At 72.3% G+C, this 23,427-nt stretch carries 18 protein-coding genes; 16 read left to right on the top strand and 2 right to left on the bottom strand.

Annotation, left to right across the window (positions count from 1 at the left end):
• Positions 1-2: 2 nt before the first annotated feature.
• The 7 genes from ACH4SI_RS26655 (at position 3) to obgE (ending at position 11,295) form a co-directional block, all read left to right on the top strand.
• Positions 3-1,595: a CHAD domain-containing protein gene (locus ACH4SI_RS26655; protein WP_398299787.1), complete on the top strand. Its 1,593-nt coding sequence runs from the start codon at positions 3-5 to the stop codon at positions 1,593-1,595.
• Positions 1,596-1,784: 189 nt separating this feature from the next.
• A complete protein-coding gene (locus tag ACH4SI_RS26650) occupies positions 1,785-3,710 on the top strand; it encodes a TIGR03960 family B12-binding radical SAM protein (RefSeq protein WP_398299785.1) in 1,926 nt (641 codons plus the stop codon).
• A gap of 117 nt (positions 3,711-3,827) precedes the next feature.
• Positions 3,828-4,607 carry a TIGR03936 family radical SAM-associated protein gene (locus ACH4SI_RS26645; RefSeq protein WP_398299783.1) on the top strand — a complete coding sequence of 260 codons (780 nt, stop codon included), beginning with the start codon at positions 3,828-3,830 and terminating at the stop codon, positions 4,605-4,607.
• Between the two features lie 223 nt (positions 4,608-4,830).
• Complete coding sequence (locus ACH4SI_RS26640; protein WP_398299781.1) at positions 4,831-8,871, top strand: ribonuclease E/G; 4,041 nt, start codon at positions 4,831-4,833, stop codon at positions 8,869-8,871.
• Positions 8,872-9,130: 259 nt separating this feature from the next.
• Positions 9,131-9,451 carry a 50S ribosomal protein L21 gene (gene rplU, locus ACH4SI_RS26635; RefSeq protein WP_398299779.1) on the top strand — a complete coding sequence of 107 codons (321 nt, stop codon included), beginning with the start codon at positions 9,131-9,133 and terminating at the stop codon, positions 9,449-9,451.
• Between the two features lie 14 nt (positions 9,452-9,465).
• On the top strand, positions 9,466-9,723 hold the full coding sequence (gene rpmA / locus ACH4SI_RS26630; RefSeq protein ID WP_123101452.1) for a 50S ribosomal protein L27: 258 nt from the start codon (positions 9,466-9,468) through the stop codon (positions 9,721-9,723).
• A 138-nt stretch (positions 9,724-9,861) separates the two neighbouring features.
• Positions 9,862-11,295: a GTPase ObgE gene (gene obgE, locus ACH4SI_RS26625; protein WP_398299776.1), complete on the top strand. Its 1,434-nt coding sequence runs from the start codon at positions 9,862-9,864 to the stop codon at positions 11,293-11,295.
• A gap of 191 nt (positions 11,296-11,486) precedes the next feature.
• On the opposite strand, the gene ACH4SI_RS26620 is transcribed toward obgE, so the two are convergent.
• Positions 11,487-13,574 (bottom strand): hypothetical protein, encoded by a 2,088-nt coding sequence (locus ACH4SI_RS26620; RefSeq protein ID WP_398299774.1) that lies wholly within the window; start codon positions 13,572-13,574, stop codon positions 11,487-11,489.
• 302 nt (positions 13,575-13,876) lie between these two features.
• On the opposite strand from ACH4SI_RS26620, the gene proB reads away from it, so the two are divergent.
• From proB to ACH4SI_RS26595, 5 genes are all read left to right on the top strand, one after another.
• Positions 13,877-15,061 carry a glutamate 5-kinase gene (gene proB, locus ACH4SI_RS26615; RefSeq protein ID WP_398299772.1) on the top strand — a complete coding sequence of 395 codons (1,185 nt, stop codon included), beginning with the start codon at positions 13,877-13,879 and terminating at the stop codon, positions 15,059-15,061.
• Between the two features lie 212 nt (positions 15,062-15,273).
• Complete coding sequence (locus tag ACH4SI_RS26610) at positions 15,274-15,765, top strand: hypothetical protein (RefSeq protein WP_398299770.1); 492 nt, start codon at positions 15,274-15,276, stop codon at positions 15,763-15,765.
• Positions 15,766-15,874: 109 nt separating this feature from the next.
• The gene (locus ACH4SI_RS26605) at positions 15,875-17,179 is read left to right on the top strand and encodes a glutamate-5-semialdehyde dehydrogenase (RefSeq protein WP_398299768.1); all 1,305 of its coding nucleotides are present in this window, start codon (positions 15,875-15,877) and stop codon (positions 17,177-17,179) included.
• A gap of 105 nt (positions 17,180-17,284) precedes the next feature.
• On the top strand, positions 17,285-17,914 hold the full coding sequence (locus ACH4SI_RS26600) for a hypothetical protein (RefSeq protein WP_398299766.1): 630 nt from the start codon (positions 17,285-17,287) through the stop codon (positions 17,912-17,914).
• A gap of 134 nt (positions 17,915-18,048) precedes the next feature.
• Entirely contained in the window at positions 18,049-19,119 is a 1,071-nt protein-coding gene (locus ACH4SI_RS26595) for a hypothetical protein (protein WP_398299764.1), read from the top strand.
• A gap of 20 nt (positions 19,120-19,139) precedes the next feature.
• On the opposite strand, the gene ACH4SI_RS26590 is transcribed toward ACH4SI_RS26595, so the two are convergent.
• Positions 19,140-20,300: a M48 family metallopeptidase gene (locus ACH4SI_RS26590; RefSeq protein WP_398299762.1), complete on the bottom strand. Its 1,161-nt coding sequence runs from the start codon at positions 20,298-20,300 to the stop codon at positions 19,140-19,142.
• Positions 20,301-20,418: 118 nt separating this feature from the next.
• On the opposite strand from ACH4SI_RS26590, the gene ACH4SI_RS26585 reads away from it, so the two are divergent.
• The 4 genes from ACH4SI_RS26585 (at position 20,419) to ACH4SI_RS26570 (ending at position 23,345) form a co-directional block, all read left to right on the top strand.
• Positions 20,419-20,568 carry a hypothetical protein gene (locus ACH4SI_RS26585; RefSeq protein ID WP_167542520.1) on the top strand — a complete coding sequence of 50 codons (150 nt, stop codon included), beginning with the start codon at positions 20,419-20,421 and terminating at the stop codon, positions 20,566-20,568.
• 101 nt (positions 20,569-20,669) lie between these two features.
• The gene (locus tag ACH4SI_RS26580) at positions 20,670-20,840 is read left to right on the top strand and encodes a hypothetical protein (RefSeq protein WP_039938999.1); all 171 of its coding nucleotides are present in this window, start codon (positions 20,670-20,672) and stop codon (positions 20,838-20,840) included.
• A gap of 59 nt (positions 20,841-20,899) precedes the next feature.
• Positions 20,900-21,511: a nicotinate-nucleotide adenylyltransferase gene (gene nadD, locus ACH4SI_RS26575; RefSeq protein ID WP_398299759.1), complete on the top strand. Its 612-nt coding sequence runs from the start codon at positions 20,900-20,902 to the stop codon at positions 21,509-21,511.
• A gap of 10 nt (positions 21,512-21,521) precedes the next feature.
• The gene (locus ACH4SI_RS26570; RefSeq protein WP_398299757.1) at positions 21,522-23,345 is read left to right on the top strand and encodes an LCP family protein; all 1,824 of its coding nucleotides are present in this window, start codon (positions 21,522-21,524) and stop codon (positions 23,343-23,345) included.
• Positions 23,346-23,427: the final 82 nt, after the last annotated feature.

The raw sequence follows: 23,427 nt of genomic DNA, 5'->3' as shown, positions 1-23,427 counted from the left end.
CCATGGTGGACATGATGCGGGAGATCGAACGCAAGTACGAGACCACCGACGACGGCGCCGCGGCCGGCGGCCTTCCCGAGCTGGCCGGGGTCGCGGGAATCGCGCAGGTCAGGGGCCAGGGCGTCGTCACGCTCGACGCCACGTACTACGACACCCCCGGGCAGCGGCTCGCCGCCGACGGCATCACCCTGCGCCGCCGCACCGGGGGCGACGACGCGGGCTGGCACCTCAAGCTGCCGGTGGGCCCGGACGTACGGGACGAGATCCGCGCCCCGCTCTCGGACGCGCTGCCGACCCGTCTCGCGGGCCTCGTGCGCTCCCGCGTCCGCGGCACCGGCCTCGTGCCCCTCGTCCACCTGCTGTCGGAGCGGCACGTCGGCCACCTCGTGGACGGCGACGGCACGCTGCTCGCCGAGCTGTCCGCCGACCGGGTCACCGCACGCCGCCTGGCCCCGGCCCCCGGCGACCCGGTGAGCTGGACCGAGGTCGAAGTGGAACTGGCCGAGGGCGGCGACCCCGCGCTGCTCGACACCCTGGAACCGCATCTGACGGGCGCCGGGCTGCGCCGCGCCGACCTCCCCTCCAAGCTCGCCCGGGCCCTGGCCGAAACCGAACCGGACCGGGGCGGCCGGAAAGCCGGGAAGAAGCCGGGAAAGCCGGGACAGAAGACCGGCAAGAAGAAGGCCGCGAAGAAGGCCCCGGCCAAGGACGCCACCGCTGGTGACATCGTCCTGGACTACGCACGCCGCCAGATCACCGCGATCGTCACCCTCGACCCCGCCGTACGCCTGGACACCCACGACTCCGTGCACCGCATGCGGGTCGCCACCCGTCGGCTGCGCAGCGCCTTCCGCTCGTACCGCAAGGTCCTGGACCGCACCGTCACCGACCCCATCGGCGCCGAGCTGAAGTGGCTGGCCGCCGAGTTGGGCATCGACCGGGACCGCGAAGTGCTCACCGCACGCATCGGCGAACGGCTCTCCGAGGTGCCCGTCGAACTGCGGCTCGGTCCCGTCGCCGCCCGGCTGAAGGTCTGGTCGCACGCCCGCCGCACGGGCTCGCGCGACCGGCTGATCGGCGTCCTCGACGGCGAGCGGTATCTCGCGCTGCTCGGCACCCTCGACGCGCTCCTGGCCGACCCCCCGCTGCGCCAAGCCGCCGGCCGCCCGGCCGCCGAGGTGATCCGCAAGGCCGTACTGCGCGACTACGAACGGCTCGCGGACCGCCTGGAACCGGTCCTGGACGCCCCCTCGGGGCCCGAGCGCGACATCGTCCTGCACGAGGCCCGCAAGGACGCCAAGCGGGCCCGCTACGCCGCCGAGGTCGCCCGCCCGGCGCTCGGCCCGCCCGCGAAGGCGTTCGCGGGGCTCATGACCGAGGTGCAGGAGCTGCTCGGCGACCACCAGGACAGCGTGGTCGCGCGGGAGGCGCTGCGCGAGCTGGCCATCCAGGCGCACGCGGCGGGGGAGTCCACCTTCACCGTCGGCCTGCTCTACGGCCGCGAGGAGGCCCTCGCGGCCGCCCGCGAGCGCGAACTGCCCGGTCTGTGGGCCGAGGTCTCCCGCCGGGAGCACCGGGCGGCGCTGGAGCCGTAACCGAACGGACGGCCGATCGTTGGTACGGGTGTACGGCTTTCCCCGCTCGCGCGGGGGTGGTCCGTGAGAGCCGTGCGATGTCCGTTGGGCACTGGTCCCCGCAATCGGGGTGCGTCAATCGCCGTGCGAGGGGTGGCCCCGGTCGCGTTAGTCTTGAGGGTCACCCCTGTCCGCGCACAAAGGTTACTGATGTCTGTCGAGTCGGTCTTCCCACAGCTCGAGGCCCTGCTCCCCCATGTGCAGAAGCCGATCCAGTACGTGGGCGGCGAGCTCAACTCCACGGTCAAGAGCTGGGACTCCTGCGACGTCCGCTGGGCGCTCATGTACCCGGATGCCTACGAGGTCGGGCTGCCCAACCAGGGCGTCATGATCCTCTACGAGGTGCTCAACGAGCGCGAGGGCGTGCTCGCCGAGCGCACGTACAGCGTCTGGCCGGACCTCGAAGAGCTGATGCGCGAGCACAAGGTGCCGCAGTTCACCGTGGACGCGCACCGTCCGGTGAGCGCGTTCGACGTCTTCGGCGTCTCCTTCTCGACCGAGCTGGGCTACACCAACCTGCTCACCGCGCTCGACCTCGCCGGTATCCCGCTGGACGCCGCCGACCGCACCGTCGACCACCCGGTCGTGGTCGCGGGCGGCCACGCCGCGTTCAACCCCGAGCCGATCGCGGACTTCATCGACTGCGCGGTGATCGGCGACGGCGAGCAGGCCGTGCTGGAGATGACCGAGATCATCCGCGCCTGGAAGGCCGAGGACCGCCCGGGCGGCCGCGACGAGCTGCTCTTCCGCCTCGCCCGCACCGGCAGCATCTACGTGCCGAAGTTCTACGACGTGGAGTACCTGGCCGACGGCCGGATCTCCCGCGTCGTGCCGAACCGCTCGGGCGTGCCGTGGCGCGTCTCCAAGCACACCGTCATGGACCTCGACGAGTGGCCCTACCCGAAGCAGCCGCTGGTGCCGCTCGCCGAGACCGTGCACGAGCGGATGTCGGTGGAGATCTTCCGCGGCTGCACCCGCGGCTGCCGCTTCTGCCAGGCGGGCATGATCACCCGCCCGGTGCGCGAGCGCTCGATCACCGGCATCGGCGAGATGGTCGACCGCGGTCTCAAGAACACCGGCTTCGAGGAGGTCGGCCTCCTGTCGCTCTCCTCGGCCGACCACACCGAGATCGGCGACATCGCCAAGGGCCTCGCCGACCGGTACGAGGAGGACAAGATCGGCCTGTCCCTCCCGTCGACCCGGGTGGACGCCTTCAACATCGACCTGGCCAACGAGCTGACCCGCAACGGCCGCCGCTCGGGCCTCACCTTCGCCCCCGAGGGCGGCTCCGAGCGCATCCGCAAGGTCATCAACAAGATGGTCTCGGAAGAGGACCTGATCCGTACGGTGTCCACCGCGTACGGCAACGGCTGGCGGCAGGTGAAGCTGTACTTCATGTGCGGCCTGCCGACCGAGACCGACGAGGACGTGCTCCAGATCGCCGACATGGCGACCAAGGTGATCGCCAAGGGCCGTGAGGTGTCCGGCAAGAACGATATCCGCTGCACCGTCTCGATCGGCGGGTTCGTCCCCAAGCCGCACACCCCGTTCCAGTGGGCGCCGCAGCTCAGCTCCGAGGACACCGACGCCCGGCTGGAGAAGCTGCGCGAGAAGATCCGCGGCGACAAGAAGTACGGCCGCTCGATCGGCTTCCGCTACCACGACGGCAAGCCCGGCATCGTCGAGGGCCTGCTCTCGCGCGGCGACCGCCGGGTGGGCGCGGTCATCCGCGCCGTCTACGAGGACGGCGGCCGGTTCGACGGCTGGCGCGAGCACTTTTCGTACGACCGCTGGATGGAGTGTGCCGAGCGCACCCTGCCCGAGGTCGGTCTTGACGTCGACTGGTACACCACCCGTGAGCGCACCTACGAGGAGGTCCTGCCCTGGGACCACCTCGACTCCGGTCTCGACAAGGACTGGCTGTGGGAGGACTGGCAGGACTCGCTCGACGAGACCGAGGTCGAGGACTGCCGCTGGACCCCGTGCTTCGACTGTGGCGTCTGCCCGCAGATGGACACGTCCATCCAGATCGGCCCCACCGGCCGCAAGCTGCTGCCGCTCTCGGTCGTGAAGTAACAAAGTACGCTGGAAGGCGCACGGGCCCGCACAGGCCCGTGCGCGACAAGCGAAGAAGCACAAGGAGACAGTCCCCTGGGCAAGCGACAGCCCGAAGGCCCGCCGCCCGCACCCGCGGTGCAGCGCATCCGTTTGCGTTACACCAAGCGCGGCCGCCTCCGGTTCACCAGCCACCGCGACTTCCAGCGCGCCTTCGAGCGGGCGCTGCGCCGTGCCGAGGTGCCCATGGCGTACTCGGCGGGCTTCACCCCGCACCCCAAGGTGTCGTACGCCAATGCCGCACCCACCGGCACCGGCAGTGAGGCCGAGTACCTGGAGATCCAGCTCACCGAGGCACGGGACCCCGAGACGCTGCGCAAGCTGCTCGACGAGTCGCTGCCGGCCGGGCTCGACATCACCGACGCCGTCGAGTCCCGCACCTCCGGGCTCGCCGACCGGCTCCAGGCGTCCGTATGGGAGATCCGGCTCGACCGGGTCGCCCCGGCGGAGGCCGAACGGGCCGTGGCCGCCTTCCTGGAGGCCGAGATCGTCGAGGTCGAGCGCCGGACGAAAAACGGCATGCGCACCTTCGACGCCCGGGCCGCGGTGGCCCGCCTGGAAGCGGTCGCAGGTCGGGGCGATAGGCCAGGCGACGATGGCTGTGCGATACTGCGGCTGGTAGTACGGCATCTGACACCTGCCGTGCGACCCGACGACGTCCTGTCCGGTCTCCGCGCCACGGCCGACCTGGCGCCGCCGGTCCCCGCAGCGGTGACCAGGCTGGCGCAGGGGCTGCTCGATGAGGAGTCCGGCACGGTGACCGACCCGCTCGCGCCCGATCGCGAGGCAGTTCAGGCCGCCCCACCCACGGCCGCCGAGCTGACCGCCGCGGTGGCGGCGCCGGAAGGTTCCGCGTAAGGACCGCCGTCGATGCGCCGCCCAGGCACTTGGGAGCCACCCGGGTCCGGCAGGCGCACTGACCAGGAGACTTTCGCCGGTCCCGGCCCTGAAAACCGGCCCGGCGAGCGATACGACAGCTCCCGTGCGGCGCCCGCGCCCCGGACGGCGGAACCCGCGCAGCGCGCGGGGCCCGGCCGGAAACAGGCGCGGCGCCCGGGAGCGTGACGGGAGAACCGCCCGCATGCTCGAGCCCATTGAGCCGACCGAACCTATCCAGCCCCAGGGACAGGCCGCGCCGCGCGCCGCCGCCGGGGATCCGACCTCACCCAGCGACACCCTGCCGCCGCGCCGTCGCCGCGCGGCCTCCCGGCCCGCCGGTCCGCCGGTGGGCACCGCGAGTGACGCCGAGGTGACCACGCCCGCCGTACCGGCCATACCGGCCGAATCGATCGCCGCCGGCGCCGCCATGGCCGCCGCGGAGGCATCCGCCGTCTCCGACGGTGACACCGGTTCCGCCGCTCCGCCCGCCCGTGCGCGCCGCCGGGCGACCCGTAGGACCGCCGCTCCGGCGGGTGCCCCGGAGGCCGCGGAGACCGTGGTTCCGGCGGACGCCGCCCCCCGCGAGGTCCCGGCCGCCGCCGAGCCGGAGCCCGCCGCCGAGCCCGCTCCGCCCGCCCGTGCGCGCCGCCGGGCCACCCGTAAGGCGACCGCCCCGGCCGGTGCGCCGCAGGCGGCGGAGACCGTGATGCCGGTGGACGAGCCCGCCGCGGTAGCGGAAGCGGCGGAGCCGGCCGAGGCCGCCGCCGAGCCCGCCCCGCCGGCCCGTGCCCGTCGCCGGGCGACCCGCAAGACCGCCGCCCCGGAGGGTGGTGCCCCGCAGGCGGAGCCCGCCGACGTGGACGCGTCGTCTGCGGCGGCCGCTGGTGGCAGTAACGACGAGGACACCGCCCCAGCCGCAGTCGCAGCCGACGCCCCGGCCGACGAGGCGCCCCGTGCCCGTACGCGCCGTCGTGCCACGCGTAAGTCGGCCGCGGCCGAGGAGCAGGCCGAGCCGCAGGCCGCCGCCGAGGCCGAGGCCGCCGCCGAGGCTCCCGCGGAGACCGCCCCGGCGCCGCGTACGCGCCGCCGGGCGACCCGTAAGGCGACCGCCTCCGAGGCCGAGACCGCCGAGCAGGCCGCCGCGGAAGCCCCCGAAGCCCCCGCCTCGGAGGCTTCGGAGGCTTCGGAGGAGAGCGCCGAGGACGTGCCCCGTGCCCGTACCCGCCGCCGTGCCACGCGTAAGTCGGCCGCGGCCGAGGAGCAGGCCGAGCTGCAGGCCGCCGCCGAGGCCGCCGAGCCCGAGGCCGAGCCGGAGCCCGCGCCGCGTGGTTCCCGCCGCCGGGCCGTGCGCCCGCCGACAGCGGTCTTCCAGGCGCCGGTCTTCACCGAGCCGGTCTTCCAGACCCCGGAGAGCGCCGCCGCCGAGGCCGCCGCGTCCGCCAGGGAAGAGGCCGACGAGGCCGAGGAGACCGAGGAGCAGCCCAAGGCCGCGGCCGCCGAGCCGGTGGCCCCCGCCGCGGGCGGCCGGCGCCGCCGGCGCCGCCGGGGCGAGCCCGCCGAGGAGCAGCGCCCGGCGGAGGCCGAGGAGCCGGCCGGTGCCGCCGAGGACGCCGAGCAGGACGGCCGTGCGGCCGACCGTGAGCAGGGCGACGAGGAGTCGGGCGACCGCCCGGCCCGTCGCCGTCGCCGTGGCGGCCGTCGCCGCCGCCGGGGCGAGGCGGCCGACGCCGAGGGCGCCGAGGGCCGTTCCGAGGGCGAGGACGGCGAGGCTTTCGAGGACGAGGCGGCCTCCGAGAGTGAGACCGGCGAGGAGCAGGGCGCCGACGAGGAGGGTGCCGAGGCCGGTGAGTCCGCCGGTGGCGGTTCCAGCAGCAGCCGTCGCCGCCGTCGTCGCCGCCGTCGCAGCGGGGACGCCGCCGAGGCGGACTCGGGCGGTGACGACCCGGAGCGTACGGTCGTCAAGGTCCGGGAGCCCCGTAAGAAGGAAGAGACCAGCTCCGACGAGGTCCAGTCGATCAAGGGCTCGACGCGTCTGGAGGCGAAGAAGCAGCGCCGCCGCGAGGGCCGCGAGCAGGGCCGCCGCCGGGTGCCGATCATCACCGAGGCCGAGTTCCTGGCCCGCCGCGAGGCGGTCGAGCGGGTGATGGTCGTCCGGCAGAACGGCGAGCGCACCCAGATCGGCGTGCTCGAGGACAACGTCCTCGTCGAGCACTTCGTCAACAAGGAGCAGGCCACCAGCTACGTCGGCAACGTCTACCTGGGCAAGGTCCAGAACGTGCTGCCGTCGATGGAGGCCGCCTTCGTCGACATCGGCAAGGGCCGCAACGCCGTGCTGTACGCGGGCGAGGTCAACTTCGAGGCGCTGGGGCTGTCCAACGGGCCGCGCCGCATCGAGACCGCCCTGAAGTCCGGGCAGTCCGTGCTCGTCCAGGTCACCAAGGACCCGATCGGCCACAAGGGTGCCCGGCTGACCAGCCAGGTCTCCCTGCCCGGCCGCTACCTGGTGTACGTCCCCGAGGGCTCCATGACGGGCATCAGCCGCAAGCTGCCCGACACCGAGCGCGCCCGGCTGAAGCAGATCCTCAAGAAGATCGTCCCCGAGGACGCGGGCGTGATCGTCCGCACCGCCGCGGAGGGCGCGAGCGAGGACGAGCTGGCCCGCGACGTCCAGCGGCTGCAGGCGCAGTGGGAAGAGATCAAGAAGAAGGCGAAGGGCGGCAACGCGCCGACGCTCCTCTACGGGGAGCCGGACATGACCGTCCGGGTCGTCCGCGACATCTTCAACGAGGACTTCTCCAAGGTCATCGTGAGCGGCGAGGACGCCTGGCAGACCATCCACGGCTATGTCTCGCACGTCGCGCCCGACCTCTCCGACCGGCTCCAGAAGTGGAACTCGGACGTCGACGTCTTCGCCACGTACCGGATCGACGAGCAGCTGATGAAGGCGCTGGACCGCAAGGTCTGGCTGCCCAGCGGCGGCTCCCTGGTGATCGACCGGACCGAGGCGATGGTCGTGGTCGACGTCAACACCGGCAAGTTCACCGGCCAGGGCGGCAACCTGGAGGAGACGGTCACCAGGAACAACCTGGAGGCGGCCGAGGAGATCGTGCGCCAGCTGCGGCTGCGCGACCTCGGCGGCATCATCGTGATCGACTTCATCGACATGGTGCTGGAGTCCAACCGGGACCTGGTGCTGCGGCGGCTGCTGGAGTGCCTGGGCCGCGACCGTACGAAGCACCAGGTGGCGGAGGTCACCTCGCTCGGCCTGGTGCAGATGACCCGTAAGCGGGTCGGCCAGGGCCTGCTGGAGTCGTTCTCCGAGTCCTGCGTCCACTGCAACGGCCGCGGCGTGATCGTCCACATGGACCAGCCGACGGTGGCCGGCGGCGGTGGCGGCGGCAAGCGCAAGAAGAAGAAGGCCGGCGGCCAGCAGGCGCCCGCGCCGGAGGAGACCTCCGTGGCCGACGCCGAGACGGTCGCCGAGGCCGCCGCGGAGATCGCCGCGGAGGTCGCGGAGCCCAAGGCGCTGCCGGAGCCGGTCTTCGCGGCCGACGAGGAGCTGTACAACAGCGCCGCCGAGGCCGAGGCCGCCGCGAGCCGCGGGCGTACCCGGCGCCGGGCGACGCGCAAGGTGTCCGCCCCTGCGGGCGCCCCGAAGAGCGCCGAGCAGGCGGAGACCGTGGTCGTCGTCGCGGACGAGCCGAAGCCGGAGGCGCCCGCCGAGGCGCCCGAGGCCGCCGCTCCCTCCGCCGAGCCCGAGGCCGTCGTTCCGGCCGCCGAGCCGGAGGCCGCTCCCGCGCCGCGTGCGCGCCGCCGGGCGACCCGTAAGGTGTCCGCCCCGGCGGGCTCGCCCACGGGCTCCGAGGACACCGCCGTGGTGGTCGTCGGCGCTCCCGCCCCGGAGGCGAAGCCGGAGGCCGGTGAGCCGACGGCGGCGCCCGCCGAGGGCGAGACCGCGGCGGACGGCGAGAAGGCGGCCGACGGCGAACCGGCGGCGGACGGCGAGGCCGAGGCACCGGCGAAGAAGACGGCCCGTAAGGCGGCCAAGAAGGCGCCGGCGAAGAAGACGGCCGCCAAGAAGACCGCCGCGAAGAAGACCGCGTCGAAGACGACCGCGGCCAAGAAGACGACAGCGAAGAAGACGACGGCGAAGAAGGCGACCACCAAGAAGGCGCCGTCGAAGAAGACCGCGGCGGCGGAGCAGCAGACGCCGCAGTCGGTCTCGGCCGCCGCCGAGGACTGAGCCGGACGAGCCGGATCATGAGAGCCCGGAGGGCGCCTACGCCGTTGCGTAGGCGCCCTCCGGGCTCTGGTAGCCTTGACCCTCGGCGTCTTACGCCAAGCCCCTGAGCACATCCCTCCTGTTCCGCGGGAGAGGCCGCTCGGCCGGTGCTGAACCGCGCTGAATCGCGAGGAATCACTCGGTTGTCATGACCCTCATGGGGTCATGTGGAGCGGCTGGCATCAGAGGTCCCGTTTACCAGCGAGAGAGTGAGAACCGCGTGTACGCAATTGTGCGCACCGGCGGCCGCCAGCAGAAGGTGGCCGTGGGCGATGTCATCGAGGTCGACCGCATCGGAACCAGCAACGTCGGCGACACCGTCGAGCTCTCGACGCTGCTCGTTGTCGACGGCGATGCCGTCACCAGCGACCCGTGGGTCCTGGCCGGTGTGAAGGTTCACGCCGAGGTCGTTGACCACCACAAGGGTGCCAAGATCGACATCCTGAAGTACAAGAACAAGACCGGTTACCGGAAGCGGATCGGCCACCGCCAGCTGCACACCGCGCTGAAGATCACCGGCATCGACTCGGCTGCGAAGTAAGGGACTGAGGAGACATGGCACACAAGAAGGGCGCATCGTCCACTCGGAACGGTCGCGACTCCAACGCCCAGCGGCTCGGGGTCAAGCGGTTCGGCGGCCAGGCCGTCAACGCGGGTGAGATCCTGGTCCGCCAGCGCGGCACGCACTTCCACCCGGGCGCGGGCGTCGGCCGCGGCGGCGACGACACGCTGTTCGCGCTGGCCGCCGGTGCGGTGCAGTTCGGCACCCACCGTGGCCGCAAGGTCGTGAACATCGTTCCGGTCGCCGAGTAATTCCGGCCCCGGCACGACGCCACACACCTTTCCGAGGGCGGACCGCTCTTTCCCGTGACGGGGAAGCGGGTCCGCCCTCGGCGCGTTACGCAAGTAACGACGACACAACGACCCCGTACGTAACTGGAGGCACCCGTCATGACCACCTTCGTGGACCGCGTCGAGCTGCACGTCGCCGCGGGTAACGGAGGCCACGGCTGCGCCTCCGTGCACCGCGAGAAGTTCAAGCCGCTCGGCGGCCCGGACGGCGGGAACGGCGGCCGGGGCGGCGATGTGATCCTGGTCGTCGACCAGTCGGTCACCACGCTGCTCGAATACCACCACAGCCCGCACCGCAAGGCCACGAACGGCAAGCCCGGCGAGGGCGGCCACCGCTCCGGCAAGGACGGCAGCGACCTAATCCTGCCGGTCCCGGACGGCACCGTCGTCCTCGACAAGCGGGGCAACGTCCTCGCCGACCTGATCGGCGAGGGCACCACCTACATCGCCGCCCAGGGCGGCCGCGGCGGCCTCGGCAACGCGGCCCTCGCCTCGGCCCGCCGCAAGGCCCCCGGCTTCGCGCTGCTGGGCGAGCCGGGCCACGCCGGGGACGTCGTCCTGGAGCTGAAGACCGTCGCGGACGTGGCCCTCGTCGGCTACCCCAGCGCCGGCAAGTCGTCGCTGATCTCGGTGGTCTCGGCCGCCAAGCCGAAGATCGCCGACTACCCCTTCACCACCCTGGTGCCCAACCTCGGCGTGGTGACGGCCGGTTCGACCGTCTACACCATCGCGGACGTGCCCGGTCTGATCCCGGGGGCCAGCCAGGGCAAGGGCCTCGGCCTGGAGTTCCTGCGCCACGTCGAGCGCTGCTCGGTGCTGGTGCACGTCCTGGACACCGCGGCCCTGGAGTCCGAGCGCGATCCGCTGACCGACCTCGACGTCATCGAGGCCGAACTCGCCGAGTACGGCGGCCTGGAGGACCGGCCCCGGCTCGTGGTCCTCAACAAGGTCGACATCCCCGACGGCAAGGACCTCGCCGACATCATCCGCCCGGACCTGGAGGCCCGCGGCTACCAGGTCTTCGAGGTCTCGGCCATCGCCCACCTCGGCCTCAAGGAGCTGTCGTTCGCCCTCGCGGACATCGTCGCGAAGGCACGGGCCGCCAAGCCGAAGGACGAGGCGACCAGGATCGTCATCCGCCCGAAGGCCGTGGACGACGCGGGCTTCAAGGTCGTCGTCGAGGACGGCTTCTACCGCGTCGTGGGCGAGAAGCCGGAACGCTGGGTCCACCAGACCGACTTCAACAACGACGAGGCCGTCGGCTACCTCGCCGACCGGCTGAACCGCCTCGGCGTCGAGGAGGAGCTGGTGAAGGCGGGCGCCCAGGCGGGCGACGAGGTCGTCATCGGCCCCGAGGAGAACGCGGTCGTCTTCGACTGGGAGCCGACGCTCGCCGCGGGCGCCGAGATGCTGGGCCGCCGCGGTGAGGATCACCGCTTCGAGGCCCCCCGCCCGGCGGCGCAGCGGCGCCGCGACCGGGACGCGGAGCGGGACGACGTGGACGAGGAGTACGAGTCGTTCAAGCCGTTCTAGGCGGCCCCGGGGCCGGACAGGCGCCGGACGGGGGCGGATAGAGGGCCGGACGGGGTCGGATAGAGGGCCGGGCGGGGGCGGACAGGCCCCGCCACGAGCCCTGGCGGCCCCTCTCGGCCGCGACGGACCGGCACCACGGGAAAGGGCCCGGGAGCGATGCTCCCGGGCCCTTGACGGTGGCAGGCGGCGCCTCAGACCGTCGCCGTCTCCTCCGACTCCGGCGATCCGGCTTCCATCTCCGCCTCCTCGGCCGCGTCCCGGGCCTCCCGCTGCGACGGGATCTCGTCGGCCAGCCGCGTGGCCATCCGCGCCCGCCGCTCGTCGGCCTTCCGGCACAGCGTCTGCGCGGCCTGGTCGAAGCGCACCAGGGACGGCGGGTCGGACGGGCCGAGGAGGTGCACCTTCAGCTCGGCGCGGGCGGCCGCGTGGGTGTCGTGCTCGGGTTCGCGGACGGTCTTCAGCAGCTCCGGGATCTCCGACGCCTCGGGGGTGAGGATCGTGGCGGCGCGCACCGTCGGGAAGTTCGTCCGGAACTCCTCCTCGGTCAGCCCGCTGGTGTTGGCCACCGCGTACGGCTTCTCGCTCGTCAGGTAGTCCGAGACGACGCTCGACACATCGCTGATCAGCACGTCGGCCTGGTTGAAGCAGGTGAAGATGGCCGGCCGCGGCCCGGTGACGATCTGGTGCTCCCAGTCCGGCAGCGACGTCCAGTAGGCGCTCTCCCAGGCGGCGGTGGCCGCCGCCACGCCCGCGGCGCGGTTGTCGTCCGGGGTGCCCTGGAGCATCATGCGCTCGATCTCGTCCGCGCTGCGGCGGAAGGACGTGCTGGTGAGCTGGTTCAGCTCCTCGGCGCGCCGGTTCAGCTCGGCCGCGGCCTCGGCGGGCGGACGGGCGCCGCCGCGCTGGGTGTTCGCCTCGGCGATCATCGCCTTGATGCGGTCGTTGGCCTGGCCGGCCCGCCGGTCGACGGAGCCGGTCATCGGGTGCGGCTTGTACAGCAGGCGCACCTTGGGGTCGGCGAGCAGCTCGCGGACGATGTTCTCGCCGGCCAGGATGACCGAGGTGTTGCCGGGGTTGCCGTCCCAGCCCTCCCAGGTCGGCGCGTACAGCACGGTGGTGTACTCGCCGGTCGGGACGCCCGCGTAGGGGCGGATCGGCGCCAGCTGCGGGCGGCCGACCTCCACGACGTCCTTGTCCTCGACGCCGATGTCGGCGAGCTGGTAGCGGTCGCGCGCGGCCGGGCCGGCGACCCATACCTCGTCGTACGCCTTGGCGTACGGGTTGCAGCTGGAGAGCTTGTCGCTCTCGCCGTGGTTGATGAACGCGTGCTTGATCGAGGGGATGCGCAGCACCTGCGAGGTCTTGCCCGAGTTGGCCGGGTGCAGCAGCACCTTGAGCGTCGAGTGCTCGATGCGCATCAGGTGGGCGACCTTGGGGAGGCAGACGATCGGGATGTCCGTCGCGTCGATCTTCTGCACCATGAACCGCTCGCGCAGCACGATGATGGGGTTGCCCTCGAGCGAGGCGAGGGTGGAGAGCCACATGTTCGCCTGGTACGCGGAGCTGGTGCCGCCGGAGAAGTACATGCCCACGGTCGGCTGGTACTCGGCCAGCCACGTGTCGAGCCACTCCAGGGCCTTCGCCTCGTTCGCCACCCGCTTGCGCGGCAGCAGCCAGGTGGCCAGGTGGACGGTGCCGGCGATGCCGATCAGCAGGGCGATCGAGAGGCCGACGGCCCCCCAGACGCCGTTCTTGGTGGCGGCCGTCAGCAGCAGTCCGGCGGTGGCCGGGGCGGCGAGCCGCAGGATCCGGCGGCCGTGCTGGCGGGAGAAGAACCGCGGCGGGGCCTCGCTCAGCCGCAGCGCGGACGCGTCGATGTTGCGCGTGACGAACGGCAGCTGGCGCGTGCGGCGCACCATTATGGCCGCCGCCTGGCAGGCGAAGTGCACCACGTAGAACAGCAGCAGCCCCACGGTGAGCGGCGCCTGCTCGTGCAGCGGATTGATTCCCTCGATGCGAAGCAGCCCGACCATGATGAGCATGTCGCGGAACAGCTGGCGCACCGTGATGTCGAAGCGCACCTTGCCGAGCAGCGACAGCAGGCCGGGCTGCTTTGTCTGCAGGAAGAGATCGAGGGCGAGGCCGCACGCCGAGGCGGCGATGAAGAGCGGTACGTTCGGAAGCACGGCGCCGACGAGCTGTGTGGTGAAGAACACCACCATGGCGAGCAGCGCCGTGAGCTGTACGACCCGGCGTGGGGCGAATCCGGCAGAGGGCACGGGTTGGGCTCCTGGCGGGAGGGCGGTGGACGGGTGGGGGGACCCCTGACCGTATGCCGCCGTCTGGCCCGGTGACAATCCGCGCAGGTGCCAACCGCCCCGAAACGGGCCCAAACGATCTGCCGGGCGTCTCGAGCGGTTCGCAGGTCGGCGGGCGCGGCGGTGAAATGGCCGGGCGGCCATGGACCCGGCTCCCGTAGATTGCCCCCTTGTCATGATGTGAGTGTGCAGGACACGCGTCTCCGCCTTCCGCGAGCTGCGCGTGAGGCCGGGGACGAGCCCGGGATGAGCAGGGGAGAGGCGTGGCAGAGCAGGACGGGTCGGCGGTACGGGACGAGGTGGCCGCGGCCCGCAGGATCGTGGTCAAGGTCGGTTCGTCTTCCCTCACCACCGCGGCAGGGGGTCTGGACGCGGACCGGGTTGACGCGCTGGTGGACGTGCTCGCGAAGGTGCTCGGGCGGGCCGACGGCGGGGACGGGGGCGCGGGCGGTGGCGCGGGCGGCAAGGAAATAGTCCTGGTCTCCTCCGGGGCCATCGCCGCCGGACTCGCCCCCCTGGGCCTGGACCGGCGCCCCCGCGACCTCGCCCGCCAGCAGGCCGCCGCGAGCGTCGGCCAGGGCCTGCTGGTGGCCCGCTACACCGCCTCCTTCGCGCGCTACGGGCGCCGGGTCGGCCAGGTGCTGCTCACCACGGACGACACCAGCCGCCGCGCCCACTACCGCAACGCCACCCGGACCCTGGACCAGCTGCTGGCCATGGGCGCCCTGCCCATCGTCAACGAGAACGACACCGTGGCCACCGACGAGATCCGGTTCGGGGACAACGACCGGCTCGCGGCCCTGGTCGCCCATCTCGTACGGGCCGATCTGCTGGTGCTGCTCTCCGACGTGGACGGGCTCTACGACGGCGACCCCAAGAAGCCCGGCACCTCGCGCATCGACGAGGTCAAGGGCCCCCAGGACCTCGCCGGGGTCACGATCGGCAGCGCGGGCCGCTCCGGGGTCGGTACGGGCGGCATGGTCACCAAGGTCGAGGCGGCCCGGATCGCCGCCGCGGCCGGGGTCCCCGTGGTGCTCACCTCTGCCAGCCGGGCCGGTGACGCCCTGCTGGGCCGCTCCACGGGTACGTACTTCCACCGCACCGGTCGCCGCTCGGCCGACCGCCTGCTGTGGCTCGCCCACGCCTCCGAGCCCCGCGGCGCGCTCACCCTGGACGACGGGGCGGTGCGGGCCGTCGTGGAGCGCCGCACGTCGCTGCTGCCGGCGGGAATCGCGGCGGTGGAGGGCGAGTTCACCGCCGGAGACCCGGTGGAGCTGCGCGACACCGAGGGCCGCGCGGTGGCCCGTGGCCTGGTGAACTTCGACGCCAAGGAGATCCCCCGGCTGATCGGCCGCTCGACCCGCGACCTCGCCCGCGAGCTGGGCCCCGCGTACGAGCGCGAGGTCGTGCACCGGGACGACCTGGTGGTCCTCCACCGCCACGGATGACCGGTCGGCTCGAAATTTTGCGCCCCGGAGGCGAGCCGAGCCCCTAAAAAAGGGGGCTTACCTTCCGCAAAAACGCCCCGCCGCCGCGCGAGGACTGGTCAACTTTGTTCAACGGGGTCGCGCGGGCAGCGGGCCCGCGGTGGAGGTACAGCACCACCGCCACAGTGCTCCGCCCGCGCGTGAGCGGAGCAGCGAGCTACAGGAGGCCGCCGGTGAGACGAGGGCGCCCGGGGGCGCCGCCCCGAGGGGCGGCGGAGCGCACCCTGACCAGTGTCGGGTTGAACGGTGTCGGCGCGAACGGCGCCGGGCCGGGCGACGCCGGGACGGAGGACGCGACCGCGCAGGGCAAGCGACGTGTCGAGGTGTCCCGGCTGTGGCACATCACCCTGAGCGTCTCGGGTGCCGAGGCGCCGCTGCGGGAGGTCAGGCGCGCTCTGGAGCAGCTGGCCCATGATCATCCCTTCCTGCTGACCAGCCGCTACGCCAACGATCACGCCGAGATCCGTTACTGGGAGGAGGCGCGTGATCTGCACGACGCGGCGGCGGTGGCGCTGCGGCTGTGGGGCGAGCACCGTTCCACGGCCAAGCTGCCCCCGTGGGAGATCGTGGGGCTCGAGGTCATCGACCGTGATACGTATCACCAGCGCATCGCGGAGGGATACGGGCCGCCACCGGCGTCCCCGGTGGGCGTGCACCCGTTCTGAATGGTCCGAAGGGCCTGAAAGCGCGGGCGGATCTTCAAGATGTGAGAAAGCCATCTCGAAGAGCGGAATACTTGAGGGGTTCCCGGGCTCGGCTCAGTAGGCTGCGTGCATGACCAGCGCACCCACGTCGCCGCTCACCGACCCCTGGCCGAAGTCCCCGGTGCTCCAGACCGCCTATCGGGCGCGAGCCGCGGCCGTCGACCTCGCCCCGCTGCCGCGTGCCCTGAAGGACGACGCGCTGCTGGCGATGGCCGACGCGCTGGAGGTGCGGACGAAGGAGATCGTCGAGGCCAACGCCGTCGATGTGGAGCGGGCCCGGGAGGCGGGCACGAGCGAGTCGATCGTCGACCGGCTGACCCTCACCCCGGAGCGGGTGCGGGCCATCGCCTCCGATGTCCGCGACGTGGTCGCGCTGCCCGACCCGGTCGGCGAGGTGGTGCGCGGCTCGACGCTCCCCAACGGCATCGACCTGCGCCAGGTGCGCGTCCCGCTGGGTGTCGTCGGCATCATCTACGAGGCCCGCCCGAACGTCACGGTGGACGCCGCCGCGCTGTGCCTGAAGTCGGGCAACGCCGTCCTGCTGCGCGGCTCTTCGTCGGCGTACCACTCGAACAGCGCGCTGGTGAAGGTGTTGCGCGACGCCGTCGGCGGCGCCGGACTGCCCGCGGACGCCGTCCAGTTGGTGCCGGGGGAGAGCCGGGAGTCGGTGCGCGAGCTGATGCGCGCCCGCGGCCTGGTGGACGTGCTGATTCCGCGGGGCGGCGCCTCGCTCATCCGTACCGTGGTCGAGGAGTCGACGGTTCCGGTCATCGAGACCGGCACCGGCAACTGCCATGTGTACGTGGACGCCCAGGCCGACCTCGACATGGCCGTGGACATCCTGGTGAACTCCAAGGCCCAGCGCCCCAGCGTGTGCAACGCGGCGGAGACGCTGCTGGTGCACCAGGACATCGCCGCGGAGTTCCTGCCGCGCGCCCTGGAGGCGCTGGCGGCGGCCGGTGTCACGGTGCACGCAGACGAGCGGGTGCAGGCGCTGGCCGAGGCCGAGGGGACGAAGGCCACGGTCGTCCCGGCGGCGATGGAGGACTGGGAGACCGAGTACCTGTCGTACGACATCGCCGCGGCGGTCGTGGACTCCCTGGAGGCCGCGGTGGCCCACATCGGCCTGTGGTCCTCCGGTCACACCGAGGCGATCGTCACCACGTCACAGGCGGCCGCCCGCCGCTTCACCCAATTGGTGGACTCCACCACGGTCGCCGTGAACGCGTCCACGCGCTTCACGGACGGCAGCCAGTTCGGCTTCGGTGCCGAGATCGGCATCTCCACCCAGAAGCTCCACGCCCGGGGCCCGATGGGCCTGCCCGAGCTGACGTCGACCAAGTACATCGTCACCGGCGACGGGCACACGCGCTGAGTCACCCGTTCGGGGGATGGTCGAACCCGGAGGTCAGCGGGTGGATCTTCCCCTGAATGCCATTTTGCCCTGCCCAAATTGACCCGTCCGGTCTACTCTGAATGGGTGCCGGACGACGTGGGGGGCAAGCCGTTCCCGGACGGCGACGAGCCCGACGAGCGCAGCCACGGAGAGGCGAACGACGAGTTCGCCACCGTGGTCTTCGACGAGGACTTCGTACGGTCCGCCGTCATCCATGAACCCACCGCCATCGAGCGCATGCTGGCCGCCGCGCAGGCCCGTGCCGAGGCCGAGGCGTCCCGGCGCAGCCGGGCCGGGGTGCCCCCCGAGGACGAGCTGTTCGACGACGCGTACGGCCCGGAGGGCGACGGCGAGTTCGGTGACGGCCCGTACGACGACTATGCCGACCCCGACGGCCGCTTCGGCCCGGGCCGGGGGCTGGACGGCGCCTACGGCCCGTACGGGCGCTACGGGAGCGCCGGGCGGCCCTATCGCGGCCATGCCCGCTGGCACCGCCCGGTGGCGTGGCTGCTGGCCGTCCTGATGGGCATCGGGGTGGTCGCGCTGGCCTTCACGGCGGTCTACCGGGGTACGTCGGGCAATCGCCAGGACCCGGCCCCGCCGCCCGCCACCAGCGGGGTCGACGGCACGCCCGCCGGGCGGCCGGGCGGTGCGCCGTCCACGTCGGCCGAGCGGGAGGAGCCGCCCGCCTCCGTCGTGCCGCGCACCCCGTGACGGCGGCGTCCGTCACATCCCCCCGTGCATACCCGTAGCACGTCGCGCCCTATGCGGCGTTTCCTCCCTACTGTGCGTGAAGTTGTGGAGTACCACGGCGTTTACCGCTGCCCCCGGCGACCTACTCTTGAGGTATGGCCGGGCGTGGAGACCCTCCCGAGGGGACACCCGAGGGCGTCCCGGGAGGTGGTGAGGACGAGTACCGTTCCGTCGTGTTCGACGAGTCGTTCGTTCGTGCTGCCCGGCTCCAGGAGTTCTCCGCCCAGGAGCGCATGGACGATCACTCCCGCGCGGTGCGCAGCCGCCACGCCTGGGCCCGCGCCGGGGCGTCGCGGCAGGCCGTCGTCCTCGTCCTGCTGATCGCCTTCGCCTTCGCCGCGGCCGTCTACATGGGCGTACGCCACCCCTACCAGGCCCCCGGGCCGCAGGCAGTCGAACCGCTGCGCAGCAGCGTGGTGCCGCTCTCGCCGCGCGGTGAGGTGCCCGGCGGGCGGCCGGCGGAGCTGTTCCGGGAGAGCCCGGCCGCCGCGTTCCGTACGGGCGCCGAGGGCGTCACCCTGCCCGCCGTGCGGCGCACCCAGGGTTTCTCCGAGAGCCAGGTGATGACGGCGCTCACCACGGCCAAGGACTACGTGGTGAAGTCCACCCTCGACCCGGACGTGCTCACCGGCGGCCCGGTGCAGTCGGTGCGGCTGCTGCTCGACCCCGCCCAGCAGCTCCAGTTCGACCAGAGCTTCGAACATCCGGTCGACGACGGCCGCCATGCGGCCACCGGCTGGCTGACCCGCTTCAACCCGGCCGAGGTGACGCTGGCGAACGCGCCCGTGCGGGTGCGCGGGGCGCTGACGGTCGTCGAGCGCACTCCCTCGACCCTGGAGGTCAGCGCCGACCACGTCTTCGTCTACGCGGTCCAGCGGGCCCACGAGCGGGCCCCGGACCACGCCTCGCTCTACACGGTCCGCCGGGAGACCCGGTTCCGCTTCGACCGCGGGGATCTGCGCGACCACCGGGTGGAGCTGGTGCAGAGTTCCGTGCTGGCGGGCCCGCAGGCGTGCGCGGCGAACGCCTCCGGCTATCTGCGGCCGCTGGTGGCCGGGCAGACCGTCCGGAACGACTCCCCGGCCGGCACCGACCCGTACGCCCCGGGCCGCACCCCGGTCTCCCTCTGCGGCGTGCTCTCCCCGGGCACGCAGCCCAGCTCCTAGGCCCCGCGCATCCCGCGCGGTCAGGGCCGGGGCGGCTCGTCCCCCTCGGGGCCGCCCTCGGAACCCTGCTGGTCCTCCGGCGGGGGTGTGCCCTCGGTGGTGTCCCCGCCCGGCCTGCTGCCGCCGCCGGTGAACCGGTCGCGCAGCTTGCCGCCCAGGTCCTCGGCGCCGCCCGCCACGTCCCGTACGAACGCGATCAGCGGGTCCTTGCTGGCGCGCACCGACTCCGCGTAGTGGCTCGCCGACTCCCGGAAGGAGTCGCTGACCGAGGTGTCCTTGTCCTCGTCGCGGCGCGGGTAGTGGCCGTCCATGAGCCGCTGGTGGTCCCGGCTCGCGGCCCACTTCTTCAGCTCGGCCGCGCGCACGGTGGTGAACGGGTGGCTGCGCGGCAGCATGTTCAGGATCTTGAGCACGGAGTCCCGCAGGTCACCGCTGCTCTCGTACTCCTCGGCCTGCTCCAGGAAGGCGTCCACGTTCATCTCGTGCAGATGGTGGCCGCCCGCGAGCTTCATCAGCCCGCGCATCGAGGCCCGCAGATCCTGCCCGACCAGCAGCCCCGCCCGGTCCGCCGACAGCTCCGACTTGCGGAACCACTCGCGCAGCGCCGTCACCAGGGCCAGCACCGCCACATTGCCGAGCGGGATCCAGGCGACCTTCAGCGCGAGGTTGGTCAGGAACAGCAGTATCGTCCGGTAGACGGAGTGGCCCGACAGCGCGTGGCCCACCTCGTGGCCGATGACCGCCCGCATCTCCTCCTCGTCGAGCAGCTCCACCAGCCCGGTGGTCAGCACGATGATCGGCGCGTCCATGCCGATGCACATAGCGTTCGGCTTCGGGTCCTGGGTGACGTACATCGCCGGGACCTGCTCCAGGTCGAGGATGTAGCAGGCGTCCCGCAGCATGTCGTGGAGGTGGGCGAACTGCCGGTCGCTCACCCGCACCGAATCGGACAGGTACAGCAGCCGCAGACTGCGCTCGGGCAGCAGCCCGCTCAGCGCCTTGAAGACGGTGTCGAAACCGGTCAGCTTGCGCAGCGCGACCAGCGCCGAGCGGTCAGCCGGATGTTCGTATGCGCGCGAGGAAATGCCCGGAAACCGCCGCCTCTCGCGGCTGGGCACATGCTCATGTCCCGCTCCGGCACCGCTGCCGTCCCCGGTCCCGTGCGTATGGCTGTCGCTCATTGGTCCCCCTCGTGCGGACTGTCTCGTGCGGACTGTTCGCCGGTCTGCCCCGGGCGTGCCCGTCCCCCCTGGCGGACCCCACCTTAGGCCCTGTCCGGCGGGGGGTTAGCGTGGAGACATGCCCGATATGACTGGCCTCACCGCCGTGCTCGCCGCCACTTCCAAGGACCAGGGACCGGGAGCGCTGCTGCGCACCGTCATCGTCGTCGGCGTCGTGGGATCCGTCCTGGTCGCGTGGTTCCTGCTGCGCGGGTACAAACAGGACTGAGCGCGGGCCCTGGGGAGGACTGAGAGCAGGCCCGGGATCCGGCTCGCATACGATGTTGCGGACGTGACGTGACGCCGAGACCCGGATAGGTATCGCCTGCGATGAGCGCTTTCAGCACCGCACATGCTGCCCTGACCACCCTCGCGGCCGAGGGCGGTGAGCACCACACCGACACCCACCCGAGCATCAGCCCCTTCATGACCGGCGGTGCGGCTCTCGTCATTCTGTTCCTGCTGCTGTGGATCACCACGCGCTTCAACCGGGACCGCTGACCAGGTCCGTTGCCTCTTGGGGCCCCGGTTTCGAGCCGGGCCCAGTAGGGTCTGCACGCATGGAAGAGGGAAAGGCGCCGGCCAAGCGGCGGCTCGGTGTGATGGGCGGGACGTTCGACCCGATCCACCACGGTCACTTGGTCGCCGCGAGCGAGGTGGCGTCGCAGTTCCACCTGGACGAGGTCGTTTTCGTGCCGACCGGGGAGCCATGGCAGAAGAGCCACAAAAAGGTTTCCCCGGCCGAGGACCGCTATCTGATGACGGTCATCGCGACCGCCTCGAACCCGCAGTTCTCGGTCAGCCGCATCGACATCGACCGCGGCGGTGCGACGTACACCACCGACACGCTCCGGGATCTGCGCGCGCTCAACGGTGACGCGGACCTGTTCTTCATCACCGGAGCGGACGCGCTCGCCCAGATCCTCACCTGGCGCGACGCCGAAGTGCTGTTCTCGCTCGCTCACTTCATCGGGGTGACGCGCCCCGGGCACATACTGGCCGACCCGGGGCTGCCGGAGGGCGGGGTGTCGCTGGTCGAGGTGCCGGCGCTGGCGATCTCGTCGTCGGACTGCCGGGCGCGTGTCGCACACGGCGAACCCGTCTGGTACCTGGTGCCGGACGGTGTGGTGCGGTACATCGACAAGCGAGAGCTGTACCGGCACGACTGCTGAAGGGGTACCGGTGAACGACGGACAGGACCCGTACGACCCGTACGCGCGGGATCCGTATGCCCAGGAGCCGCAGATCTACGGCTACGACGCCTATGGGCAACCGGTGTACCGGCCTCAGGGGGAGCAGCAGGGTTACGACCCGTCGTCGTACTACGGGCAGCAGCAGGGTCAGCGGCAGGACGGGTACGGCTACGGCTACGACCCGTACGGCCAGGCGCAGCAGGCACCGCAGGCCCAGGCCCAGCAGGCTCCGGCGCAGTATCCGCAGGCGCAGCCGTACGACCCGTACTACGGGCAGCAGCAGCACTATCCGCAGCACGTCCAGGAGCAGGGGCAGCGGGGGCAGTACGTCCAGCAGGGCTACGACTACGCCGAGCCTGCCGCGTCCGCCCAGTCCCCCGCACCCGCCGCACCCGCCGCGGCCACTCCGGACGCTCCGGCCGAGCAGGACGAGTCGAACCCGTACGCGGAACTGGCCGAGCTGGACCGGCAGGAGCCCGCCCACGGCGCCCCGGCCGGTGCCCCTCAGGGGCCCGGTAAGGGCAAGTCCGGCCCCCCGGACCCGGACGACCCGGAGTACCGCACCGAGCAGTTCTCCTTCGTGGAGGAGCCCGACGAGGACTCCGAAGACGTCATCGACTGGCTGAAGTTCGCCGAGACCCGCTCCGAGCGACGTGACGAGCGCCGCCGCAAGGGCCGCAACCGGTTCGTCGCGCTCGTCGTGGTGCTGGTCCTCGCCGCCGCGGGCGGGGTCGGCTACCTCTGGTACGCGGGCAAGCTGCCCGGTCTCTCCGCCGACGGCGACGCCCAGGCGGCGGCCGGCGGACCGCAGAAGCGGGACGTGATCGTCGTCCATCTGCGGGAGCTGAAGGGCGGCGGTACCTCCACCGCGCTGCTGGTGGACAACGAGACCACCAAGAAGGGCTCCACCGTCCTGCTGCCGAATTCGCTGTCCGTGTCCACCGAGGACGGCGGCTCCACCACGCTCGGCAAGTCGGTGACCGACGAGGGCTCCGACGCCACCCGCGACTCCCTGTCCACCCTGCTGGGCTCGAAGATCCAGGGCACCTGGCGGCTGGACACCCCCTATCTGGAGAACCTCGTCGAGCTGGTCGGCGGCATCACCCTGGACACCGATGCCACCGTCCCGGCCGCCCGGAGGGGCGAGCCCCCGCTGGTCAAGCGGGGCAAGGAGCAGGTTCTGAGCGGTCAGGCGGCTGTGGCGTACGCCACCTACCGGGCCCCGGGCGAGGCGCAGACCAAGCAGCTCGCGCGGTTCGGCCAGATCATGGACGCCACCTTCAAGAAGATCTCCAGCGATACGGGCGGCGCCACCAAGACCGTCGAGCAGCTGGCGCAGATCCCCGATCCGTCGCTGTCCGAAGCGCAGCTCGGCGCCTCGCTGGCGCGCCTCGCCGGGCAGGCCAAGAGCGGCGACTACGACACGATGGTGCTGCCGGTCCAGGGCGACGGCACGCTCAGCACCCAGGCGACGGACCGGGTGGTCAAGAACGTCCTCGGCGGCACGGTCAAGAACACCGACCCGGGCTCGGCGGCACGGGTGAGCGTGACCAGCGCGGGCGGGGGCAAGGACGCCTCAGGCGCCGCCCGGGTCGCGCTGGTCAACGGCGGTTTCACGGTCGTCGGCGCCACGGAGGGCGGCTCCCCCCGGCCGACCTCGCGGGTGACGTACGCGGACGCCGAACAGGCCGAGCAGGCCAAGGAGGTCGCCAAGACGCTCGGACTGCCCGCGACCTCGGTCACGAAGGGCAAGGGCGCCGCCAACGCGGACGTGACGGTGGTCCTCGGCGCGGACTACGACCCCCAGGGCTGACCGACCGCGCCGCCTTCGACTGCCGGGAGAGTCAGGAGAGTCACGGCGGTCGCGGGGGGAATGGCCGGGAGCCGTGACGGTG

This window comes from Streptomyces sp. NPDC021212 (genome assembly GCF_044332925.1).
Classification (GTDB): Bacteria; Actinomycetota; Actinomycetes; order Streptomycetales; family Streptomycetaceae; genus Streptomyces.
This window is presented reverse-complemented; position numbering and strand designations above follow the sequence as displayed.